This is a genomic window from Streptococcus danieliae, from assembly GCF_013415245.1.
Lineage (GTDB): Bacteria > Bacillota > Bacilli > Lactobacillales > Streptococcaceae > Streptococcus > Streptococcus danieliae_A.
The window spans coordinates 24,851-46,337 of record NZ_JACBXX010000181.1 but is presented as its reverse complement, the minus strand read 5'-3'; the positions used below and the strand labels follow the sequence as shown (position 1 = coordinate 46,337).

Annotated in this window: 25 protein-coding genes and 2 pseudogenes; 20 read left to right on the top strand and 7 right to left on the bottom strand. The window is 45.8% G+C overall.

Annotation, left to right across the window (positions count from 1 at the left end; translation table 11 throughout):
• Nucleotides 1–105 precede the first annotated feature (105 nt).
• Nucleotides 106–375 carry a 30S ribosomal protein S15 gene (gene rpsO / locus HZY94_RS08740; protein ID WP_135038137.1) on the top strand — a complete coding sequence of 90 codons (270 nt, stop codon included), beginning with the start codon at nucleotides 106–108 and terminating at the stop codon, nucleotides 373–375.
• A 71-nt stretch (nucleotides 376–446) separates the two neighbouring features.
• Here rpsO and pepF read toward each other — a convergent pair whose 3' ends face one another.
• Nucleotides 447–2,243 carry an oligoendopeptidase F gene (pepF, locus tag HZY94_RS08735; protein WP_179925832.1) on the bottom strand — a complete coding sequence of 599 codons (1,797 nt, stop codon included), beginning with the start codon at nucleotides 2,241–2,243 and terminating at the stop codon, nucleotides 447–449.
• Between the two features lie 154 nt (nucleotides 2,244–2,397).
• Here pepF and pnp point away from each other — a divergent pair.
• From pnp to rpsI, 9 genes and pseudogenes are all read left to right on the top strand, one after another.
• Nucleotides 2,398–4,497, top strand: a pseudogene (gene pnp, locus HZY94_RS08730) (polyribonucleotide nucleotidyltransferase); the annotation flags it as partial.
• 26 nt (nucleotides 4,498–4,523) lie between these two features.
• A complete protein-coding gene (gene cysS / locus HZY94_RS08725; RefSeq protein ID WP_179925830.1) occupies nucleotides 4,524–5,867 on the top strand; it encodes a cysteine--tRNA ligase in 1,344 nt (447 codons plus the stop codon).
• Nucleotides 5,860–6,252, top strand: a complete 393-nt coding sequence (locus tag HZY94_RS08720) for a Mini-ribonuclease 3 (RefSeq protein WP_179925829.1) — start codon at nucleotides 5,860–5,862, stop codon at nucleotides 6,250–6,252. The genes cysS and HZY94_RS08720 overlap by 8 nt, the downstream gene beginning before the upstream one ends.
• A 13-nt stretch (nucleotides 6,253–6,265) precedes the next feature.
• Nucleotides 6,266–6,607 carry a DUF6287 domain-containing protein gene (locus HZY94_RS08715; RefSeq protein ID WP_179925828.1) on the top strand — a complete coding sequence of 114 codons (342 nt, stop codon included), beginning with the start codon at nucleotides 6,266–6,268 and terminating at the stop codon, nucleotides 6,605–6,607.
• A 50-nt stretch (nucleotides 6,608–6,657) separates the two neighbouring features.
• Nucleotides 6,658–7,386, top strand: a complete 729-nt coding sequence (rlmB, locus tag HZY94_RS08710) for a 23S rRNA (guanosine(2251)-2'-O)-methyltransferase RlmB (protein WP_179925827.1) — start codon at nucleotides 6,658–6,660, stop codon at nucleotides 7,384–7,386.
• Nucleotides 7,383–7,901 (top strand): NYN domain-containing protein, encoded by a 519-nt coding sequence (locus HZY94_RS08705; RefSeq protein ID WP_179925826.1) that lies wholly within the window; start codon nucleotides 7,383–7,385, stop codon nucleotides 7,899–7,901. The genes rlmB and HZY94_RS08705 overlap by 4 nt, the downstream gene beginning before the upstream one ends.
• Nucleotides 7,902–7,903: 2 nt before the next feature.
• Nucleotides 7,904–8,797: a DUF7916 family protein gene (locus HZY94_RS08700; RefSeq protein WP_179925825.1), complete on the top strand. Its 894-nt coding sequence runs from the start codon at nucleotides 7,904–7,906 to the stop codon at nucleotides 8,795–8,797.
• Between the two features lie 173 nt (nucleotides 8,798–8,970).
• The gene (rplM, locus tag HZY94_RS08695) at nucleotides 8,971–9,417 is read left to right on the top strand and encodes a 50S ribosomal protein L13 (RefSeq protein WP_135038122.1); all 447 of its coding nucleotides are present in this window, start codon (nucleotides 8,971–8,973) and stop codon (nucleotides 9,415–9,417) included.
• 20 nt (nucleotides 9,418–9,437) lie between these two features.
• Entirely contained in the window at nucleotides 9,438–9,830 is a 393-nt protein-coding gene (gene rpsI, locus HZY94_RS08690; RefSeq protein ID WP_179923724.1) for a 30S ribosomal protein S9, read from the top strand.
• A gap of 106 nt (nucleotides 9,831–9,936) precedes the next feature.
• Here rpsI and HZY94_RS10700 read toward each other — a convergent pair.
• The 3 genes and pseudogenes from HZY94_RS10700 to HZY94_RS08675 form a co-directional block, all read right to left on the bottom strand.
• Nucleotides 9,937–10,343, bottom strand: a pseudogene (locus HZY94_RS10700) (type II toxin-antitoxin system death-on-curing family toxin).
• The gene (locus tag HZY94_RS08680; protein ID WP_179924339.1) at nucleotides 10,340–10,561 is read right to left on the bottom strand and encodes an AbrB/MazE/SpoVT family DNA-binding domain-containing protein; all 222 of its coding nucleotides are present in this window, start codon (nucleotides 10,559–10,561) and stop codon (nucleotides 10,340–10,342) included. Before HZY94_RS08680 ends, HZY94_RS10700 begins: the two are co-directional and overlap by 4 nt.
• A gap of 309 nt (nucleotides 10,562–10,870) precedes the next feature.
• Nucleotides 10,871–11,338: a DUF1643 domain-containing protein gene (locus HZY94_RS08675; RefSeq protein WP_179925824.1), complete on the bottom strand. Its 468-nt coding sequence runs from the start codon at nucleotides 11,336–11,338 to the stop codon at nucleotides 10,871–10,873.
• A 222-nt stretch (nucleotides 11,339–11,560) separates the two neighbouring features.
• On the opposite strand from HZY94_RS08675, the gene HZY94_RS08670 reads away from it, so the two are divergent.
• The 7 genes from HZY94_RS08670 (at nucleotide 11,561) to HZY94_RS08640 (ending at nucleotide 16,099) form a co-directional block, all read left to right on the top strand.
• Nucleotides 11,561–11,998: a MerR family transcriptional regulator gene (locus HZY94_RS08670; RefSeq protein WP_179924250.1), complete on the top strand. Its 438-nt coding sequence runs from the start codon at nucleotides 11,561–11,563 to the stop codon at nucleotides 11,996–11,998.
• Between the two features lie 83 nt (nucleotides 11,999–12,081).
• Complete coding sequence (locus HZY94_RS08665) at nucleotides 12,082–12,828, top strand: SDR family oxidoreductase (protein ID WP_218925746.1); 747 nt, start codon at nucleotides 12,082–12,084, stop codon at nucleotides 12,826–12,828.
• A 124-nt stretch (nucleotides 12,829–12,952) separates the two neighbouring features.
• Nucleotides 12,953–13,258, top strand: coding sequence for a type II toxin-antitoxin system RelB/DinJ family antitoxin (locus tag HZY94_RS08660; protein WP_179925822.1), 306 nt, complete (start codon nucleotides 12,953–12,955; stop codon nucleotides 13,256–13,258).
• A 145-nt stretch (nucleotides 13,259–13,403) separates the two neighbouring features.
• Nucleotides 13,404–13,520, top strand: a complete 117-nt coding sequence (locus HZY94_RS10695; protein ID WP_322783473.1) for a type II toxin-antitoxin system RelE/ParE family toxin — start codon at nucleotides 13,404–13,406, stop codon at nucleotides 13,518–13,520.
• A gap of 288 nt (nucleotides 13,521–13,808) precedes the next feature.
• Complete coding sequence (locus HZY94_RS08650; RefSeq protein WP_179925821.1) at nucleotides 13,809–14,273, top strand: GNAT family N-acetyltransferase; 465 nt, start codon at nucleotides 13,809–13,811, stop codon at nucleotides 14,271–14,273.
• A gap of 86 nt (nucleotides 14,274–14,359) precedes the next feature.
• Entirely contained in the window at nucleotides 14,360–15,580 is a 1,221-nt protein-coding gene (locus HZY94_RS08645) for an ATP-binding protein (protein WP_179924253.1), read from the top strand.
• A 33-nt stretch (nucleotides 15,581–15,613) separates the two neighbouring features.
• Nucleotides 15,614–16,099: a YkgJ family cysteine cluster protein gene (locus HZY94_RS08640; RefSeq protein WP_179925820.1), complete on the top strand. Its 486-nt coding sequence runs from the start codon at nucleotides 15,614–15,616 to the stop codon at nucleotides 16,097–16,099.
• A gap of 184 nt (nucleotides 16,100–16,283) precedes the next feature.
• Here HZY94_RS08640 and HZY94_RS08635 read toward each other — a convergent pair whose 3' ends face one another.
• On the bottom strand, nucleotides 16,284–17,255 hold the full coding sequence (locus HZY94_RS08635) for an aromatic acid exporter family protein (RefSeq protein ID WP_179925819.1): 972 nt from the start codon (nucleotides 17,253–17,255) through the stop codon (nucleotides 16,284–16,286).
• 86 nt (nucleotides 17,256–17,341) lie between these two features.
• Here HZY94_RS08635 and asnA point away from each other — a divergent pair, with 86 nt between their 5' ends.
• Nucleotides 17,342–18,334: an aspartate--ammonia ligase gene (gene asnA / locus HZY94_RS08630; RefSeq protein WP_179925818.1), complete on the top strand. Its 993-nt coding sequence runs from the start codon at nucleotides 17,342–17,344 to the stop codon at nucleotides 18,332–18,334.
• Nucleotides 18,335–18,348: 14 nt separating this feature from the next.
• On the top strand, nucleotides 18,349–18,552 hold the full coding sequence (locus HZY94_RS08625) for a KTSC domain-containing protein (protein ID WP_179925817.1): 204 nt from the start codon (nucleotides 18,349–18,351) through the stop codon (nucleotides 18,550–18,552).
• Between the two features lie 278 nt (nucleotides 18,553–18,830).
• Here HZY94_RS08625 and dhaQ read toward each other — a convergent pair whose 3' ends face one another.
• Together dhaQ and dhaS are read right to left on the bottom strand one after the other, a co-directional pair.
• Nucleotides 18,831–19,814 carry a DhaKLM operon coactivator DhaQ gene (gene dhaQ / locus HZY94_RS08620; RefSeq protein ID WP_179925816.1) on the bottom strand — a complete coding sequence of 328 codons (984 nt, stop codon included), beginning with the start codon at nucleotides 19,812–19,814 and terminating at the stop codon, nucleotides 18,831–18,833.
• A complete protein-coding gene (gene dhaS, locus HZY94_RS08615) occupies nucleotides 19,811–20,356 on the bottom strand; it encodes a dihydroxyacetone kinase transcriptional activator DhaS (protein ID WP_179925815.1) in 546 nt (181 codons plus the stop codon). The genes dhaQ and dhaS overlap by 4 nt, the downstream gene beginning before the upstream one ends.
• Nucleotides 20,357–20,487: 131 nt before the next feature.
• Between dhaS and dhaK the strand changes: the two genes are divergently transcribed.
• Nucleotides 20,488–21,477 (top strand): dihydroxyacetone kinase subunit DhaK, encoded by a 990-nt coding sequence (dhaK, locus tag HZY94_RS08610; RefSeq protein ID WP_179925814.1) that lies wholly within the window; start codon nucleotides 20,488–20,490, stop codon nucleotides 21,475–21,477.
• The last annotated feature ends 10 nt before the right edge of the window (nucleotides 21,478–21,487 follow it).

Here is a 21,487-nt window from a genome sequence, read left to right as displayed (position 1 = left end):
AAGGACCTTGATAGAATGGGAATGTCCGTAAGGATAGAGACCCCTTCTTGGTGGTGGGCTTGCCAGTCCCTCGCACTCAGATGGGGAAGAAAAAAGGAGAGAAAAATGGCAATCTCAAAAGAGAAAAAAAATGAAATCATTGCACAATATGCGCGTCATGAAGGTGACACAGGTTCTGTTGAAGTTCAAGTTGCAGTTTTGACTTGGGAAATCAACCACTTGAATGAGCACATCAAAGTGCACAAAAAAGACCATGCTACTTACCGTGGTTTGATGAAAAAAATCGGACGTCGTCGTAACCTTTTGGCTTACCTTCGCCGTACAGATGTTAACCGTTACCGTGAATTGATTCATTCATTGGGACTACGTCGTTAATCAAAAAAACTGCCTGCGGGCGGTTTTTTTTGATGCTAAAAACACCTGGATATGAATCCAGGTGTTGGGTCTTAGGCTTGGCCAAGTTCTTGGCTGTAGTGGATGATTTGTTGGACGGTGTCATCCAGGAATTGGATGGTGTCACGGAGGGGTTTTTCAGTGCTGAGGTCTGCTCCGAGGACTTTAGCGGCTTCCAAAGGTGGCAGGCTTCCGCCCAGTTTGAGGAAGTCTAACCAAAATTCGGGATCTTGGCTTTCTTTGAGGCGGAGGAAGCCGACGGTGGAGAGGACCAGACCAGCGGAGTAGGTATAGCTATAGAGGCCCATGTAATAGTGGCTTTGGCGCATCCAGGTAAGGGCGGCATCGTCATCGATTTCGATGGCGTCACCCCAAAATTGGGTGAGGACGTCCTTCATGATGGCATTGAGTTTTTCAGCTCCAAAGACCTGGCCTTGTTCGATCAAGGTATAGACTTGGCGTTGGAAGGCAGCTTCCAAGAGGTGGGTGATAAAGTTGTGGAAATAGGTGTCTGTGAGGCGGTGGGCTAAGGCAAACCGTTTTTGACGTGGGTCTTCTAGCTCTTGCTCGAGTAGGTCACTCAACAACAATTCATTAAAAGTAGAAGGTGCTTCAACGGAGTAGGTAGACATGCTGGTGTTGAAGATGCTTTGGTGGTTGTCAGAGAAGATAAATTGACCAGAGTGTCCGATTTCGTGGATCAGGGTGTAGACATCGCTCATACGTCCAGTCCAGCTCATAAGGACATAAGGGTGAACTTTGTAGGGGTCTGCGGCATAGCCACCGGAGTCTTTGCCGGTGTTGGCTGCGAAGTCGACCCAGCGTTCTTCTTGGTAGCGTTTGACTTGATCGACATATTCTGGCCCCAAGGCGTCAACGGAGCGCATGACGAGGTCATAGGCTTCTTCGATTGAGACTTCTGGGTTGAGTTGTGGATCCAAGTCGAGTTTCCAGTCGGCGAAGGTCATTTTTTCTAGACCGTTGATCTTGGCCACGTGTTTGACAAAGGTTCGAGCGATAGGGGCAAATTCGTTCATGATCAGATCAATTTGCCGGTCGAAGAGGCTGCGGTCTACTTCCTGTTCGGCTAGGAGGTAGTCAAAGACGGAGTCGTAGCCCTTCATATCGGCCATAATTTTTTCGGAGCGAACTTGCGCCAAGTAAGCGGCTGCAGCCGTTTCTTGGTGCTGGCGAAGTCCCTTGGAGAAGGAGCGGAAGGAGGCTTCGCGGACAGCCGCATCTTCGTGGTTTTGGTAGTAGTTTTCGTAGCTGATGAAGGAGTTTTTATAGGTTTTGCCAGCAACAACAAAATCTTCCATGGCGTAATCCCCAGCCCGCATTTTGCTGTAGATGTCATGGGGGGCCTGGAACATTTCGCTGAGGTTGGCCAGCGTTTTTTCCGCCTCTTTGCCTAGATAGTGGGCTTTTTTAATTTTGGCCAAGCGAAGGGGCTGGCTCAGTCCAGGGAGGGCTTCCAGCTGATCCAAAATGGCTGGATCGGCTTCGAGGAGGGCCGCGTCAAAGAAGGCCAAACCGACTTGGGCTTGGGTCCCAAAGTCTGTCCCAGCTTGGGCGATTTGGGCGAAGTCGTCATTGCCAAAATCGGTGGTTTGGGGCATAAAGGAATAGGTGAGAATGTGGCTGATCTGGATTTGAATCTGTTCCAGGACCTGGAAGACTTCTTGGAAGTCTTCAAAGGTTTTTAGCTTGTCTTGATAGTTGCGTTGGAATTCGTCGATGTCCTGACTGGCTTTTTCGATAGCCCGTAAGAAATCCTCCCGATCTTGGTAGAGGGCGCTTAAGTCCCAGAGTTGGTATTCCGGGAATTCTGAGCGGTGTTTTTGTTCCATAAATGTCTCCTTTCGTCTTTCCCTTAGTATAGCAATTTTTCCCGTGATTGTGGTAAAATAAAGGGGTCGGGGACTTTTGTGCAAAGATGAATCGAGCAGGTCTTGCTAGATTGATTTTTGTAGAAAATCCCCAATTAAAATTTAGGAGTTGTAGATGACCAAACAGGTATTTAAGACGACCTTTGCGGGTCGCGAATTGATTGTGGAAGCAGGCCAGGTGGCGCGTCAAGCTAATGGTTCTGTTGTGGTTCGTTATGGGGAAAGCACCGTCTTGACAGCAGCCGTGATGTCTAAAAAGATGGCGACAGGGGATTTTTTCCCACTGCAAGTGAATTATGAAGAAAAAATGTATGCTGCTGGGAAATTCCCAGGAGGCTTTAACAAGCGGGAAGGTCGTCCATCGACTGATGCAACCTTGACGGCTCGTTTGATTGACCGTCCGATTCGGCCGATGTTTGCGGAGGGTTTCCGCAATGAGGTGCAGGTGATTAACACGGTTCTCTCCTATGATGAGAATGCTTCTGCTCCAATGGCTGCCATGTTTGGTTCTTCGCTTGCCTTGGGGATTTCAGATATTCCTTTTGATGGGCCGATTGCCGGTGTTCAGGTGGGTTATGTGAATGGCGCTTTTGTCATCAATCCTAGCCAGGAGGAGTTGGAAGCATCCACTTTGGATTTAACCGTAGCAGGAACCAAAGAAGCCATCAACATGGTGGAATCAGGGGCCAAAGAGCTATCTGAGGAGATTATGTTGGAGGCCCTACTCAAGGGGCATGCGGCGATTCAAGAGTTGATTGCTTTCCAAGAGGAAATTATTGCGGCGATTGGTAAGGACAAGGCGCAAGTGGAGTTGTTGCAAGTGGATCCAGCCTTGCAGGCAGAGATTGAAGCAGCCTACACCAAGCCCTTGCAAGCGGCTGTTCAGGTCGAGGAAAAATTGGCACGGGAGGCGGCGACCACTGCTGTGCGGGAAGAAGTCAAGGCTGTTTATGAGGAGCGTTACGCCGATCATGAGGAGTTTGACCGAATCATGCGGGATGTGGCAGAAATTTTGGAATTGATGGAGCATGCTGAAGTTCGTCGTTTGATTACGGAAGACAAGGTTCGTCCAGATGGTCGGAAAGTTGACGAAATTCGCCTATTGGCTGCGGAAGTGGACTATCTGCCACGGGTTCATGGATCTGGTCTCTTTACACGGGGGCAAACCCAGGCCTTGTCTGTGTTGACCTTGGCGCCAATGGGGGAGACTCAGATTGTTGATGGCCTAGATCCGGAATACAAGAAACGCTTCCTGCACCATTACAATTTCCCACAATACTCTGTAGGAGAAACAGGTCGTTACGGAGCGCCAGGACGGCGTGAAATCGGACACGGGGCCTTGGGGGAGCGGGCCTTGGAGCAGGTCTTACCAAGTGTGGAAGAATTCCCTTATGCCATTCGTTTGGTGGCAGAAGTCTTGGAATCTAATGGTTCCAGTTCCCAAGCTTCCATTACTGCTGGCACCTTGGCCTTGATGGCAGGTGGGGTACCGATTAAGGCTCCAGTTGCGGGAATTGCTATGGGCTTGATTTCCGATGGAACCAACTACACGGTCTTGACGGATATTCAAGGCTTGGAAGACCACTTTGGCGACATGGACTTTAAGGTGGCGGGAACACGTGAGGGAATCACGGCTCTGCAAATGGATATCAAGATTTCCGGAATTACTCCTGAGATTTTGGAGGAGGCCTTGGCGCAAGCCAAGAAGGCCCGTTTTGAAATTTTGGATGTGATCCAGGCAGCGATTCCTGAGGTTCGTCCAGAGTTGGCGCCGACTGCACCTAAGATTGATACCATTCAAATCGATGTTGATAAGATCAAGGTTGTGATTGGTAAGGGTGGGGAAACCATCGACAAGATTATTGCAGAAACCGGTGTCAAGATTGATATTGACGAAGATGGTTTGGTGTCGATTTTCTCTCCAGACCAAGCGGCTATCAACCGGACCAAGGAGATTATCGCTGGTTTGGTGCGTGAAGCCAAGGTGGATGAGGTCTTTACTGGCGTTAAGGTTACCCGCATTGAGAAATTTGGAGCTTTTGTCAACCTCTTTGATAAGACGGACGCCCTTGTTCATATTTCCGAAATGGCATGGAGCCGTGTCAATCGCGTCGAAGATATTCTCGAAGTGGGCGATGAAGTGGATGTTAAGGTCATCAAGATTGATGAGAAGGGTCGGGTCAATGCCTCGATGAAGGTTTTGTTCCCGAAACCCCAAGGAGTTGAATAGGAAGAATCGCTATGATCAAAATCTATAACACCCTTAGTCGGAAATTGGAAGAGTTTCGGCCCCAGGTTGAGGGACAGGTGTCCATGTATGTCTGTGGTCCAACGGTTTATAACTACATTCATATCGGAAATGCGCGTCCAGTCGTAGCTTTTGACACCATTCGTCGCTACCTAACCTATCGTGGGTATGAGGTAACCTACATCTCCAATTTCACGGACGTTGATGACAAAATTATCAAGCGGGCGCTTGAGGAGGGCATTAGCCCCGAAGAAGTTGCGGACAAGTACATTGCGGCTTATCTGGAGGATACCCAAGCCTTGGGGATCCTGCCGGCAACTAAAAATCCGCGGGTTATGGATTACATCCCGGAAATTATTGCCTTTATCGAGGACCTGATTGCCAAGGACATGGCCTATGAAAGCCAAGGGGATGTCTATTTCCGCGTTCGCAAGTCGGCTGGTTATGGGCGTTTGGCCAATAAGTCCTTGGAGGATTTAGCCCAGGGAGCTAGTGGTCGGATTGGCTCAGAAGCCGAACGTAAGGAAGATCCGTTGGATTTTGCCTTGTGGAAGGCTGCCAAGGATGGCGAGATTTCTTGGGAGAGCCCTTGGGGGGCAGGCCGTCCAGGTTGGCATATTGAGTGTTCAGTCATGTCAACGGAATTGTTGGGAGCGACCTTGGATATCCACGGAGGTGGTAGTGACCTCGAGTTCCCCCACCATACCAACGAGATTGCCCAATCTGAGGCTAAGACAGGCCAGACTTTTGTCAACTACTGGATGCACAATGCCTTTATCACCATTGACGATGAGAAGATGTCCAAGTCACTAGGCAATTTCCGGACGGTACATGACCTCTTGCAGACCATTGATGGTTCCGTTCTGCGGCTCTTCCTCAATAGCCAGCACTACCGGCGCCCGATTAACTTTAGTGACAAGGCATTGTATGATGCCGAGGTCAATATCAAGTACCTGAAAAACACCTACCTGGCTCCGCTGCAGGAAGATGTGGACACGAGCCGCCTGCAGGACTTTGTTCAAGCCTTTGAGACAGCCATGGATGACGACTTTAATACAGCCAATGCCCTGACTGTGCTCTTTGACTTGGCCAAGTGGATCAACTCTGGCCACTATACCCAGGCTGTCAAAGAGACCTTTGGTCAATTCCTAGAGATTTTTGGTTTGGTTTTCCAAGAAGAGATTTTGGATGAGGAAATTGAAAATCTGATTGCTCAACGCCAAGAGGCGCGTGCAGCCAAAAATTTCCAAGAAGCCGATCGGATTCGGGATATTCTTGCCCAGCAAGGCATTCGCCTTCTGGATACCAAGGAGGGAGTGAGGTGGCAACGTGACTGATGTGCGTCTGATTAATGGGATTGCCCTAGCTTTTGATGGCGATGCCATCTATTCGGTCTATGTACGCCAACACTTGATTCTTCAAGGCATGACCAAGCCCAACCGCTTGCATCATGTGGCGACCCACTATGTGTCAGCCAAGGCACAGGCGCAACTGGTCCAAGCGCTGTTAGATCAGAACTTACTGACCGAAGAAGAGGTAGGCATCTACAAACGAGGCCGGAATGCCAACAGTCATACCAAAGCTAAAAATACAGATGTGGTCTCTTATCGCATGTCGACGGGTTTTGAAGCCCTACTGGGTTACCTGCACCTAACCGGTCAGATCGACCGCCTGGAAGAGCTGATCCAGTGGTGTATTCAAACCGTTGAAGCAAATCCGTAAAAGGAGAAAACCTATGAATATTGAAGAAATTCTCGCTGGCGATTTCTCAAGTATCGCAGGAACTTGGGAAAATGATTATGAAGACCGCCTGGTTTTTGACGACAAAGGTCTGGTTTCAGAGACTTATCATGTAACCTTGACAACGGCTTTGGTTGAAGGAGGTTTTCTGAGTACCCAGTTTGAGCCGATCCGTGCCTTGGTTGGTGGTGCCTTGATCCGCTTTATTCCAAGTGGGATTGATGCCTCTAACCCAGATACACAAGACCGCTCCAAACATTTTAAGGATCGCATTTGGCTTAGTCAAAGTAACGGTGACCTGGCTTTTGCACGTGAATTTTATTATAAAGTAGATTAAATAAAGTAAGGAGGGGCTTGCCCCTCCTTACTCTGTAAAGGAAAGAGAAGATGAATCAAACAGACATCATTTATGGCCACCATGCAGTGATGGAGGCCTTGGAGGCGGGGACGGGCAATAAACTGTATGTTCAGGAAGACTTGCGGGGCAAGAAGGTCGATGCAATCAAAGAGGTGGCCCGAGACCAGAAGGTGCCGATTTCTTGGACTAGTAAGAAAAAGCTAGATGAAATGACCCAAAAAGGGGTGCACCAAGGGCTAGTTTTACGGGTTTCTGCCTATGCCTACCAGACCTTAGAGGACGTGTTGGCTAAGGCCGAGAGTCAGGAGAATCCTTTGATCTTAATCCTGGATAGCCTGACAGATCCCCATAACTTGGGATCGATCCTACGTTCGGCAGATGCACTTGGAGTTGCAGGAGTGGTGATTCCCAAGCATCGGGCGGTTGGAATCACCCCGGTTGTTGCCAAAATCGCAACCGGAGCTCTGGAGCATGTACCGGTAGCGCGGGTGACCAATCTCAGTCAGGCCTTGACCAAGCTCAAAGAAGCAGGTTTTTGGATTTTTGGCACTGACATGGATGGGACCCCTTCGCACCAGTGGAATACAACTGGTAAGCTGGCTTTGATTATTGGTAATGAAGGCAAGGGGATTTCTCCCAATATCAAGAAGCAGGTCGATGAGATGATTACGATTCCGATGGACGGCCATGTCCAGAGTCTGAATGCCAGTGTCGCTGCCGCGATTCTTATGTACGAAGTGTACCGGAAACGCCTATGAAAAAACAGATTTTATTAGTCGATGGCTACAATATGATTGCTTCTTGGGAAAGTACAAAAGGCTATTTCAAACGCAATCAGCTAGATGCTGCACGAAATCTCTTGCTCAACCGCCTCAGTAACTATGCAAGTTTTGAAGGCCTGGAAATTACCTGTGTCTTTGATGCCCAACATGTGCCTGGCATCCGCCAACGCTACGATGAATTTCAGGTTGTGGTGATTTTTACCGAGGAAGATGAGACAGCAGACTCCTACATTGAACGGCTAGCAGCCCAGCTTAATACGGGCCGCAATCAGGTCTCGGTCGCAACCAGTGACTTAAATGAGCAGTGGACGATTTTTGCTCAGGGAGCCCTGCGAGTATCAGCGCGGGAGTTGGAAAAACGAACAGCGGTAGTCAAGAAGGACTTGGATAAATTTGTGGACCAGGTCGATATTCAAACACCTCGTTTAACACCTTGGTCTGAACAAAATATGCAGGCTTTACAGGAGCTTTTGGGAGAAGTGGAGAATTAGTGATGAAACGCTTGTTATCAACCTATGCCAGTGATTTAGCAGCCATGAGTCCAGCGGAGTTTAAACAAGCAATCAAGGCCAGTGAAGGCCGGACGGTGCTGGGCGAAACGGTTGTGACTGCAGCACCTTTGATTGATGGAGTCAGCAATGCAGAGATGATGGCCGCCTTTAGTTGTGACCTGTTACTCTTAAACGAGCTGGATGTCTTTGCCCCAGAAATTGTTGGTTTCTACGAATGTGCCAATCCAATCGCAGAACTCAAATACCTAACAGGCCGGCCGATTGGCATCAATCTTGAACCGGTAGACACCTCTCAGCAGCTATTGGAAAATCGAGTTGAGCTAGCATCAGGCCGGCAGGTCAGTCCTCAAAGCCTAGAACAGGCTCAGAAGTTGGGGGTTGACTTTATCGTGCTAACAGGTAACCCCGCAACCGGCGTCTCACTGGCCGCTATTTCAGAAGCCATCGCTTTGGCCAAGCAGCATTTTTCAGGACTGGTCTTTGCAGGTAAGATGCACGGGGCAGGGCTAGGAGAGGCTGTCGTGGATGGTCCAGCCCTACTGGAGTTTATCCAGCAAGGGGCAGATGGAATTCTGGTTCCAGCCGTCGGCACAGTCCCAGGTGTCCGCGAAGAGCTTCTGGCTCCCCTGGTGAGCCAAATCAAGGCCCAGGGAGCTTTAGTCATATCGACCATTGGCACCAGCCAGGAAAGTGCGGATAGCCAAACCATCCGGGACCTGGCTCTAAGCAACAAGCGGGTCGGGGCAGACATCCACCATATCGGCGATGGATCCTACGGTCGCATGCCAGATCCTGAAAATATTCTGGCCCTTTCCCTAGCGGTCCGGGGAAAAAGACACACCTATTTTAAAATGGGCCAATCTGTTAGAAGATAAGTCCTTCTAATTTTTCAAAAAGTAAGGAAAATATCTTGACGACCCTCATTAGATTTGATAGTATGGAATACGGTATTGTTTACCCCATTTGAAAGGCCCCGGAACCTTCCAAATACCCCGTGGACCGGAACATCCACATGTAAACAAAAACGAGATTGAATATAGGAGAAATCATGAACAAAACTACATACATGGCTAAGCCAGGTGAAGTTGAACGCAAATGGTACGTTGTTGACGCAACTGATGTCCCACTTGGACGTCTTTCTGCAGTGGTTGCAAGTGTTCTTCGTGGTAAGAACAAACCAACTTTCACACCTCACACAGATACAGGTGACTTCGTTATCGTTATCAACGCTGAAAAAGTGAAATTGACTGGTAAAAAAGCAACAGACAAGATCTACTACACTCACTCATTGTACCCAGGTGGATTGAAATCTATCTCTGCTGGTGAGTTGCGTTCTAAAAACGCTGTTCGCTTGATTGAAAAATCCGTTAAAGGCATGCTTCCACACAACACACTTGGACGTGCTCAAGGTATGAAATTGAAAGTATTTGTTGGTAGCGAACACACTCATGCTGCTCAACAACCAGAAGTTCTTGACATCTCAGGACTTATCTAAGGAAAGGAGCAGATTAAACTATGGCACAAGCACAATATGCAGGTACTGGTCGTCGTAAAAACGCTGTAGCGCGTGTACGTTTGGTTCCAGGTACTGGTAAAATCACAGTTAACAAAAAAGATGTAGAAGAGTACATCCCACACGCTGACCTTCGTTTGGTTATCAACCAACCATTTGCAGTGACTTCAACTGCTGGTTCTTATGACGTATTCGTAAACGTTAACGGTGGTGGTTACGCTGGACAAGCTGGAGCTATCCGTCATGGTATCGCTCGTGCGCTTCTTGAAGTAGACCCAGACTTCCGTCCAAGCTTGAAACGTGCAGGTCTCTTGACTCGTGACGCACGTATGGTTGAGCGTAAGAAACCAGGTCTTAAGAAAGCTCGTAAAGCTTCACAATTCTCAAAACGTTAATTATCAGCGATATATCAACGTTTCAAGGCACTCAAGAGGAAACTCTTGGGTGTTTTTTTAAAAAATTAAAAGTGGTTTTCAATTGATGATTGAGAACCACTTTTAATCATAATTTTATGATATTCCCATCCTGTTTGAGAAAATCGGTAATTGTTTGCTTTAAATTTTCAAAATCCCCTTGAAAAGTAGCAATTTCAATTGTTTTTCAAGTCCATCAAGTAATGAAAGATTAGATTTATAACCATTTAAAGCTAAAAACATATGTAAGGCTAGAACCGCGATTCGTTTATTGGCATTGTAAAAAGGATGTTTTTTAATTAGGTTAATCCAAATAGTAGCAGCTTTACTGTAGATATCAGGATAGAGGAGATTTTTAAAGATTTATTGTTTTGGCTGTTCAACAATCATTTGAAGATTATCTAGATCAGCGATACCAATTGGTTTTTCAGGAGCATATTTGCCAATGACCATGATATTGATTTTGATAATATCTTCAATAGTTAGATATTTCATTTATCCACCAATTCTTTCAATAGATCGTCGTATTGATGCATAGCTTTTTCCAGCTCCTTATCAAAATCAAATTGTGGTTTAGCTTTTCGGATGATGACATCATTTCCTGAGGTAATAAATTCAATCTCTTCTCCAATTTCTGCCCCAAGTGTCTCTTTAATCTTATTCGGAATTGTAATAACAGTACTATTTCCTGTTTTTCTTAATAGAACATTCATTATTTCACCTCTTTTCGTATATACAATTTAAAATGAATATACGAAAAAGTAAAGTATTTACATTGTTTTATAAAGTGTTTAAGCTTGGCTATGATTTTGAAATTCATGAAAACGATTGATTGAAATTTTATTCAGGGTATAAGAAAACACCTCTGTACTCAGTATGAAATAGTATTCAACTCTAGTTGTTTGATCACCTTTCTCAGTGATACAAATCGCCTTTCTTAAACCTTGGAGATGTGGTCATTCTGAATAATCCTTACGGAAATTACCAAGAAATGGTAGGGAGAGTTTTGAATTTCTGGGAGTTTACTGTATATAGGGTAATGGCTTTGTTTCTTTGGATAAATAAAGAGGATGATGTGGACTTCCATTTTTATTTTGTTTTAAGCAGTATAAGTTTGGGATTAGGGAAATAATTTCCTTGTCTCGATTCAGTAGTTTACCTAGATTTCCCCAGCATGCAATAATTAAATCAGCTGCTGATGCAGATTTTTGGAGATACCAGTCATTTTCTGAACCAATTGGATCATTCTCATATTTAAGTCTACTCGGATCAGTACTTCTAAAAGCAAAAAGATTTGCCATCAGAACTTGTCCATACCCCCAGCTTTTAGCGTAATTGACACACTTGCTAATTGTTGGATCATTTTCTTTTTCATCAGCTGTGGAAGGGTTGAGTCCAATAAATAGAACTGTAGGTTTGGTATCATCCCAAGTACGGGAAAGTAAGTAACGATATTTTCTATTTTCAGATAGTACAGCATCTTTTTTCATAGTGGATCTCCTTTTTCTGTTGCACATTATAACACAACTATTAAAATCATAAAAATAGTGACCTACAGCAGTGGCAAATCTGGAGTGGAATCATCACAGTGTGGTTTGGTTAGTCCCTCTTTTTGCAACTCCATCTAAATACCACAAATTTTTCAAAAAAGTCTTGACTTAAAGTATACTTTAAGTGCTATGCTATAACTATCAACGATAAGGAGATGACACATGGCCTATACAATCAGTCAAGTTGCAGAGATGATGGGTGTTACTCCCTCTACGCTACGTTACTATGATCAACAGGGACTGTTGCCTAATTTGTCTCGCCAAAATGGGGTTCGTCAGTTTGAGGCGGAGGATTTTCAATGGTTACGGGTGCTTCATTGCCTTAAAAATACGGGGATGCCAATCAAAAAGATCAAGTCCTATATTGACTTGGTTCAAGACGGGGATACGAGTTTGCAGGCTCGTTCGGAGTTGATTCAGGAGCAAAAGGCCCACATTTTAAAGCAAATTGCTGAATTGGAATATTATCTTCAAGAGATTGAATTTAAGGAATGGTACTATGCCAGGGCCATGGAAGCAGGTACGGAAGCTGTAGTGGCCGAGTTTTCGAGTAAGCGGGCAACCATGGAATTGGACCAGATTCCGGATGACTTGCGCTGAAAATTGTTTGGAATTTTGTTCGGGGTGTTACGGGATAGAAGTACTCACCTCTTATCGTTAGTAATTAAAAAGGAGAAAGTTTGATGTCAATTGAAAATAAAGTTGTGATTATTACAGGTGCTTCATCAGGGATTGGAGAAGCAACAGCCTATAAACTAGCTGAAAAAGGTGCGAAGTTAGTTCTTGGAGCTCGCCGTGAGGATCGTCTTCAAGCGATTGCGGACAAGATCATTGCCGCGGGTGGAGAGGCTGTTTACCGTGCGACTGATGTTGTCAAACGTGAGGACAATGTGGCCTTGGTGGAGTTGGCCAAAACCGCCTTTGGTCGTGTGGATGTCATTTTTCTAAATGCTGGTTTGATGCCCAATTCTTCTTTTTCTGCATTGGAACAGGATAACTGGGATCGGATGATTGATGTCAACATCAAGGGAGTTACTAATGGGATTGCGGCTGTCTTACCGGAATTTACAGCGCAAAAATCTGGACAAATTATTGCAACCTCCTCTGTAGCTGGTCAGAAGGTTTATCCTGGAGTCGGTGTTTACTGTGGTACAAAATGGGCTGTTAAGGCGATGATGGAGGCTCTTCGGATGGAGTCTGCGATGGAAGGGACTAACATTCGGACCGCAACGATTTATCCAGCAGCGATTCAGTCAGAACTGGTTGATTCAATCACCAACGAAGCTTCACGCGCAGGTTCGCGGGCTCTCTATGATGCCCATGAAATCCCAGCTACCCGTGTAGCGGATATCGTCGCTTTTGCCATCGATGCACCAGAAGATACGACCATCAATGAATTTACCATGGGATCAACCACCCAAGCTTGGTAAGACTAATGGAGAAGGATTTAGTTCTGTAATAGAGAGAGCTAGATCCTTTTTTACGTTTTGGCAATACTTGAGGAAGTGGTAAAATGATATACAATAGCAGTACAAAGTGAAGGAGGTGATTCCTATGGGAAAAACGGCTACAATCAATGTTCGTGTTGATGAGTTGGATAAGAAGTCAGCAGAACAAGTTTTAAAACAGCTTGGAATGCCAATGTCGACCTTAATCACTCTATTATTGAAACAAATTTCATTAACTAAGAGTGTCCCTTTTGATATTACTTTACCAGAAGCTCCAGCATCGGTTAGTGCTGAGAAAATAACTGCAGATGAATTTGCTCAGATGATGGTCAAACTTTATCGTGAGGCAGAAGATGGTCAAGGTCGACCTGCCAATGAATTCTTTAAAGAATTTAAGGGAAGTCGCATATAATCAAAGTGACGATTGAGCTCTTAAAGCAGGCTGAACAAGATATGGAAGCGATCTATTCCTATATTGCAGAAGAACTTCAGTCACCACAAGTAGCAATGGGTCAGTTTAATTCTATCGCTAAGGCGATACAGACTTTTGTGCTATTGTGGAGGAACTGCTTACCTTGGGTATCAAAGTTAGACGCTTATTCGTAAAGAATTATGCAGTCTTTTACCGTTTTGACGGAGAGACAGTTACTATTTTAAGGATTTTACATCAATAAAGTAGCTTGGATAGACTATTAACGGAGATTGATGATAAAAACAAGGGCTAGGTTTTATAGTCGATTCAAATTTAACGATAAATGACTTTTGTCTCATTTGTATGAGCCATTGATGCACCAGAAGACACGACCATCAATGAATTTACCATGGGACCAACGACCCAAGCTTGGTAAGAATAATCGAGAAGGATTTAGACCTGTAGTAGACAGAGCTGGATCCTTTTCTTTTGAAGTTTTAGGGGATAGAAATGCTATAATAACTAGAGATGAGAAATGGAGGTTTAACATTTGAAAATTACTGAAGTAAAAGTGAGAGAGCCATTATTGGACCGGTTATTGGAGGTTTGGGAAAGCTCGGTCCGAGCAACCCACCTTTTTCTTTCAGAAAAAGAAATTCAGCAGATTAAAGCCTATGTTCCGCAGGCTTTGCAAGAGATTCCACATTTGCTGATTCTTGAAAATGAGCAGCAAGTTCCCCTTGGTTTTATGGGAATTGCAGGAAATCATTTGGAAATGCTCTTTATTTCCAATGAAGAAAGAGGAAAAGGGTATGGGAAGGAGCTACTGGCCTATGGAATTGCCAACTACGGTGTTCGTCAGCTGGCAGTAAATGAACAGAATCCGAGTGCCCAAGGTTTTTATGAAGCACTGGGCTTTCGCGTTTATAAACGGACAGAACTGGATGAACAGGGAAATCCTTATCCACTGTTGTATATGAAATTAGCGGACGAATCTCCATTTATTTCCAAATGATTGGAAATACTCTTCAAAAAGAGTTATTATTTCCAAATGATTGGAAATAATAACTCTTTTTGTTATACTGAGAGAGAGGTGATTCAATGAAATGGATAGATAGACCAGCTTATATGGCTTTTTTACGTCGGCATCGTGATCGGCAGGTGATGAAGGTTGTTAGTGGTGTTCGGCGGTCGGGGAAATCGGTGCTGTTTGAGCTGTTTCAAAAGGAGTTGATTGAGTCGGGGGTTCCAGAGAGCCAGATCTTGGTGATTAATTTTGAAGACTTGCGTTATTACGAGTTGAGGGATTTCCAGGCCTTGAATCAGTATTTGGAGAGCCGGTTACTGAGCCAGGAAACTTACTATATTTTTTTAGATGAAATACAACATGTCGAGCAGTTTGAGTTGGTGGCGGATAGTTTGTTTATCAAACCCAATGTGGATCTGTATTTGACAGGGTCAAATGCTCGTTTTATGAGTAGCGATTTGGCCACAAATCTAACGGGGCGCTATGTGCAGCTAGAGGTGCTCCCCCTATCGTTTTCAGAATATGTGAGCGGTCGGGAATCAGAGGGGCTATCGCTTCCGCAACTATTTAATGACTATCTATTTAGCGGCTTTCCTTATTTATTGCAGACAGAAGGTTACCGTGAGCGGATTGAATATTTACAGGGCTTGTATTCGACGATTCTGTTGAATGATGTGCTGCCTAGAGCTGGTGCTGCAAGTCCGTCTTTGCTGGAACGGATCGTGCGTACCTTGCTGAGTAGTTTGGGGAGTCCAATTTCGACCAATAAGATTCGAAATACTCTGCTTAGCCAAGGGGTTCGGGTTTCGAATACAAGTCTCGAAGGCTATTTGGATGCTTTGCTGGATTCCCTCTTGTTTTATGCTGTTCCCCGGTTCGATGTAAAGGGACGTAACCTTTTGCAGAGAATGGAAAAATATTACTGTGTTGACCTTGGTTTTCGCCAGTTACTGTTGCCAGATCATCAAGAAGATTTGGGGCATATGATTGAAACCATTGTTTACCTGGAATTAAGACGGCGTTTTTCTAAAGTATATGTCGGAAATATTGGGAAATATGAGGTCGATTTTATTGCTGTGACGGATACGGGGGCCTATCAGTATTTTCAGGTAAGCCTGTCAACATTTGATCCGCAGACCTTAGAGAGGGAACTGCGGCCCTTACGAGCGATTGCGGACCAGTATCCGAAATTTCTCTTAACACTGGATCAGATTCAACCAGAAGCTAATTATGAGGGTATTCAAAAGAAATCCCTTATCGATTGGTTATTGCTGGAGTCGGAGACTATGCTATAATTTTTATAAAGCAATTACTGGGGGAAATGAAAAATGGACTTAGAACGTTACCATCAGTTGGCTCTGCAGAAGCAAAAAGAGCATCGGAAGTTTTTGGCGGGGCTCAAGAAAAAACCACCGAAAAACTTGGATAAACTCAGTCAGGAGATCCATGCGGAGGTTTTTGAGGAGATTGACTGTATCCAGTGTGCCAACTGTTGCCGCCATCTGGGTCCCCTTTTGACAGAGGCCGACATCACGCGTATTTCCAAGGCTTTCCGGATGAAGTTGGCTGCTTTTGAAGAGGCTTTTCTGCGCGTGGATGAGGATGGGGACAAGGTTTTCCAATCCATGCCCTGTCCTTTTATCGGGGAGGACAATCTTTGTTCCATTTATGATATTCGTCCCAAGGCCTGCCGGGAATTTCCCCATACAGATCGGAAAAAGATTTACCAAATCAACCATTTGACCATCCAGAATACACTTATCTGCCCAGCCGCCTATCTTTTTGTTGAACGGTTACAAGAGCGCTTGAAATAATCTTGAAAGCTTCCAATTCCTGGAGGCTTTTTCCTTTGCAGGGCACAAGAAAAGGTCCCAGAATGTCTGAGACCCTTATCGGAGATTATTATGAAAAAGAAAAGTTTTAGGAGTCGTTGAGGTCTTCCTCAACTATGGAACTAGTATAACCTGCTTTCCTTAAACGAAACTTATAGTTCATTTTTTAATCCTCACCTAGCTGATCCTGGGGATAACGTTGGTGAAATTGAACTTTTAAATGAATAAAGCGTTCCAAATCGCGGAAGATTTGCAAGAGATAGGACCGGGATTCGAACTCTTCGCGGCTCTTGGGGAGGGGGCGTTCGCGAAAGACTTGGAGGTAGTGATCGATGCGGTCAATGAGGTGGATCGGAGTTGATTTATCCTCCAGTTGCTGGGCTGTATCCTTAAAAAGTTGGGCCAGAATCAGGCTCTCTTCGGCAGAGAAGTGGCAGTGTTGGATGTCCTCAACCATTTGTAGCAGGTAATGGGATTGCTCCAGCCGCATCTCGAAGTAGTGAACTTCGTAGTCGGTTCGCTGGAAGAGCTGGTTGGATTGGTCCCGATAGACCAGCTCGAGGGCCGCCTGAATCTCCTTTTCCAACTGTTGGATGCGGTGGACTTCATCACTGCTTTGCCCAGTTGCCAGGATGTGGTGGAAGCGGAGGACCAGACCTTTGAGGAGGAACTCGACGCGGTCGCGGGCGGCGATAATTTCCTTTTGGTGGGAAGGCATATAGACATTGGCCAAGAGAGCCAGGCTAACCCCGATGGCAAAAAGGCCGATTTCGTTTAAAATGACGGGTAGGGCCAAGCTTCCTGTGTCGAGGAGGTGGAAGACACCGACGGTTGAAACAGACAGGCCGATGTCCCATTCATACTTGTAGGCCAGGGGGATGTAGATGGCCATGCTGAGGCCAAAGGCCCAGATGTTCAGACCAAACAGGCCGAAGCAGAGGATGGCTGCTAACATGGCTGACGTCATGCTTAAAACACGGCGTTTGGCAGTCAGCAGGGTGGAACGCCGGGTGTCCAACAAGCTCAGTAAGCCAATGATTCCCGCTGAAGAGGGATAATTGAGCCCAAAAAAGGTGGCGATTTGCACTGCTATCCAAGTGACCAAGATAACTTTGATACTTTTTTGAAAGACGGACATGGGACCTCCTTGAAAATTTCTAATTTTAGTGTATCATATAGCTAAGTTTAGTGGCGGTTCTGAGGACTTAAGAATAAGGAGAATCCATGAAAAAAGACTTTATCCACCAACAGGAAGAAATTTCCTTTGTCAAAAACACCTTTACCCAATATCTCCAAGATAAGTTGGAGATTGTTGAGGTCCAAGGACCGATCCTGTCTCGGGTCGGAGACGGGATGCAAGACAACTTGTCTGGGATTGAACATCCAGTTGAGGTTCATGTCAAATTGATTCCAGAAGCGACCTATGAAGTGGTGCATTCCTTGGCTAAGTGGAAACGGCATACCCTGGCTCGCTTTGGCTTTAATGAGGGAGAGGGTCTGTTTGTCCACATGAAGGCCTTGCGTCCAGATGAGGATTCGCTGGACCCGACCCACTCGGTCTATGTGGATCAGTGGGACTGGGAGAAGGTGATTCCGAATGGTCAGCGGAATTTGGCTTACCTGAAGGAGACTGTGGAGAAGATTTACAAGGCTATCCGTCTAACAGAATTGGCCGTTGAGGCTCGGTATGATATCGAAGCCGTTTTGCCCAAGCAGATTCGCTTCGTTCATACAGAGGAGCTGGTTGAACTTTATCCAGATCTAAGTCCAAAAGAACGCGAAAATGCGATTGCTAAGGAGCATGAGGCGGTCTTTCTGATTGGGATTGGGGGTGTCTTGGCCGACGGGCAGCCGCATGACGGTCGGGCGCCGGACTACGATGATTGGACTAGCGAGACGGAGAATGGTTATAAGGGCTTGAATGGGGATATTCTGGTCTGGAATGACCAATTAGGAGCGGCCTTTGAGCTCTCCTCCATGGGAATCCGGGTGGATGAAGATGCCCTCAAGCGCCAAGTGGCACTAACGGGTGATGAGGATCGTTTGGAATTTGACTGGCACAAAACCCTGCTCCGAGGCCTCTTCCCCCTCTCTATTGGGGGTGGAATCGGCCAATCCCGGCTAGCCATGTTCCTCCTGCGGAAAAAACATATTGGTGAAGTCCAATCCAGCGTCTGGCCCCAGGAAGTCTACAACGATTTTGACAACATTCTCTAAACGAAGGAGAGTACATGAAACGACATCTAGTTCAAGGCAGCCGCATGATCCACTCCATGGGCTGGGAAGACTGTGTCATGGAGGTAGAGTATAAAACCGGCCTCATCCACCGCTACCATGACGTCACTGAGGACCAATTTATCCGAGCCGGTACAGGCAATACAGATAAAAAAGTCCGCCTAATCGGCAAAAGCCATTCCTTTACACGAGTGGATTGAGGCGCGAGGTAGGTTCGGGGACTTCAAAAGGTCCAGATGTGACCTTTTCAACCCGAGTCAAAAAAATCGAAAACGAGGTCTTCCCCCGAGCCTCGAAATAGAACAGGTCGAGTTCAAGCAGCTCGGCCTTTTCAAATTATTTTGAATTTAAATGAAGGGGTGAGACGCAGGCAGCTCAAAGGCTTTTTTTGGGTTGAGCTGTCTGATAAAAGTTCCAAAGGAAGTTTCATAGAGCCTGGGCAAGACGCGCTAAGGTAATAAATAAAACCATAGGACCTTTACCAGGCGAAGGCATTGGTAGGAGCCTGTAAGGCTTCAAGATAGTTTTGAGCTGGGCAGAGGGTAACGGAGATACCGGCCATATCAAGGCTGGTCATAAAGCGGCCGCTTTTCACCAAAGTGGGCTGGATGCCTTGGATGTCTAGGAGTTGGAGGAGGTCATGGGTGAAAATGCCCATTTCGAGTTCACTGGTGGTTCCGAGATTGTTGATGAGTAGGATGTAGGAGTCTCCACTTTTCCAATGGAAGTGGAGGCGGAGTTTGTTGAGAATTTCATTGGCCAGTTGTTCGGAGCTCGTAAAAGCTTCCATGCGGTAACCTTCTTCACCGTGGATACCGATACCATAGGAAATGTGATTGTCGGGGATGGTGAAGGTTGGTCGTTTTTTTTCAAAGAGGGTGCTGGTTTTGGAGGCGAACCCAATTGTTGCAATCTGACTGGATATCTGTAAACCGAGTTTTTCTAAGTCTTCTAAGCTGGCTCCTGTCTGAGCAGCATGTCCTAGAATTTTATGAAGGAGGATGGTTCCCGCTAGTCCTCGACCTCTAATTTGGTATTTTTGTTTGTTTTCAATGGAAATGTCATCATGGGATAAGACATAGGCCACCTGGTGGCCTTCCTTTCGTGCTGCCTGGATAGCTCCCCGAAATTCGAGGAGATCGGCTGGGAAATTTTTAATGATGATGAAGACTCCCTGGCCCTGGTCCAAGAAGCGGATGGCTTCTAGGATGTCAGCCTGTTTGGGAGGCGTAAAAAATGGGCCATAGAGGGCGCCTGTCAACATCCCGTCACCGATATAACCCATGTGGGCTGGTTCATGGCCGGAGCCTCCACCAGATAAGATGGGAATGAGCTGAGGGTTTCGCTCTTTTAGATAAAGCAGGGGTAAGTTGGGGTGTTTAGCTAAGTGGGGATTTAAGGCAAGGCTAGCCTGGATGTAGGCTGAGATGCTTTGGTTGTTGGGATTTTGGATGGAAGTCATAGGGTTCTCCTGAGATTTGTACCGGTGATTTCGGCTAGGATGTAGTCTGGGTTGGGTCTGGGGATTTGGCCTTGGACAACTTGTTTGAGAGTTTCTGCTAAAGCGAGGGTCTGGTAGTTCTTGTGAAAGGCTAGGAAGGTGCTATCTTGGGGGAAATCGCTCTGCCCAGGATAGTCGGTGAGGATTTTTTCCACAATGAGTTGACAATAGTCAATAAAGTAGGAGAAAAAATTATTTTGCCCGTGAATTTCAAAAGCTTTTTGGTAAAAAGGTTGTTCTTCTTCCAGATAGTGGAAGAGTTCCTGGAGCAGGTGTTTGCCGGAGATGAAGTCTAAATTGTCTGTAATTTGCTCTTTTAAATCATTTTGGAAAATCCAATCAAGGAGTTGGTACTTATCCAGAAAATGATTGTAGAAGGTTTGCCTCCGGATTCCTGCCCGGTCCATGATGGTCACAATCGAGATTTTTTCAAAGTCCTTTTCCAGGAAGAGCTCCTTAAATGCTTTTGCGATGCGTTTTTTGGTAATGAGGGATGACGCCATAGGATACCTCGTTTCTTACTATTATTTTAACAAATAGCGCTTTCGTACAGGGACATTTTTCTTATTTTGTCCCTTATCTTTTTTGCATTTTAAAATTAAAATAAAAGAAGATAAAAGGAGGTTTATAACTGATGAAAAAAATTATCAATGATCCACGGGCAGTAGTTGAAGAGATGCTCCAAGGCTTGGTGGCCATGCATCCGGAGATTCTCCATCGGCAGGAGGACTATCAGGTCTTGGTGCGGAATACAGATCAGGCAGGGCGCGTTGGTCTCATTTCAGGAGGCGGATCTGGGCATGAACCCTCTCATGCAGGCTTTGTTGGTCAAGGAATGTTGTCTGCGGCAGTTTGTGGAGCTGTTTTCACATCTCCAACACCGGACCAAATTCTCGCAGCAATCAAGGCTGCTGATGAAGGAGCAGGTGTCTTCATGGTGATTAAAAACTATTCTGGCGACATTATGAATTTTGAAATGGCTCAAGAGTTAGCCGAAATGGAAGGAATCCAAGTTGCCAGTGTGGTTGTCGATGATGATATTGCAGTCGAAAATAGTCTCTACACCCAAGGCCGTAGAGGGGTCGCAGGGACGATTTTGGTGCACAAGATTTTAGGCCATGCAGCGCGTGAGGGGCAGAGTTTGGAAGCAATCAAGGAGCTGGCAAATCGGATTGTTCCCCAGATTAAAACAATCGGTTTAGCCCTCTCAGGAGCAACCCTACCAGAAGTTGGGAAACCAGGTTTCGTCTTAGCCGATGATGAATTTGAGTATGGAGTTGGTATTCATGGGGAACCAGGTTATCGGAAGGAAACCTTGAAACCATCGGCGGACTTGGCACAAGAATTGGTGGCGAAGCTCTTGGAAGATTTTCAGGCTCAAGCAGGTCAAGAGTTTGCCCTTTTGATTAATGGCCTAGGCTCCACGCCTTTAATGGAGCAGTATATTTTTGCCAATGATGTTGCAAAATTGTTAGAAGAACGAGGAATCTCTGTGGTCTTTCGCAAGTTAGGAAATTATATGACTTCCTTGGACATGGCTGGTTTATCTCTAACCCTCATGCGAATCACAGATGAACAGGATTTAGTGGCCTTAATGAGTCCAGTTGATACCATTGCCTGGTAAGGAGGGAGCA